General features: G+C 60.8%; 1 protein-coding gene. It reads left to right on the top strand.

Annotation, left to right across the window (positions count from 1 at the left end):
• Nucleotides 1-180: 180 nt before the first annotated feature.
• Nucleotides 181-533, top strand: a 353-nt coding sequence (locus KHO33_RS41955) for a sigma factor-like helix-turn-helix DNA-binding protein (RefSeq protein WP_211629355.1), incomplete at its 3' end; no start/stop codon positions are given.

Genomic DNA, 533 nt, shown 5'->3' with positions numbered 1-533 from the left:
TGCGTATTTCACACCAAGCTGGACAGCGATTTCGCGCCAAGCTGGACAGGCATTTCACGCGAAGGTGGACACGGATTTCACGGCAAGCTGGACAGCGATTTCACGCGAAGCTGGACAGTAGCCGCATGAGGTAGCGACGCGGGTCAACCGTGGCACGCTCGACACTTTGTCGGGAGCCACATGGCATACCCAAAGTTGACCATGCGTAAAATTCGTGAAGTGCTGCGCCTGCATTTCGAAAGCGGCTTCAACCATCGGGAGATCGCCCGAGCTCTTGGCGCGTCGCCGACCACAGTCGGACAGTACGTTCGGCGCATGCAACGCGCCGGACTCAGCTATCCGCTGCCCACGACTCTCTCTGACGACGAACTCGAAGCGCTGCTGTACCCACCGCCGCCCCGGGTTGAAGGGCAACGCCCCGAACCCGACTGGCCTACTGTGCGGCGCGAGCTGTCGCGCAAGGGCGTCACGCTTGACCTGCTGTGGAACGAATACAAGGCCGAACACCCCGACGGCTACGCTTATACGTGGTT

Source organism: Paraburkholderia nemoris (assembly GCF_905221015.1).
GTDB classification, from domain to species: Bacteria; Pseudomonadota; Gammaproteobacteria; order Burkholderiales; family Burkholderiaceae; genus Paraburkholderia; species Paraburkholderia nemoris.
The sequence above is the reverse complement of the archived record's forward strand: the minus strand, read 5'-3'. Positions and strand labels throughout refer to the sequence as shown.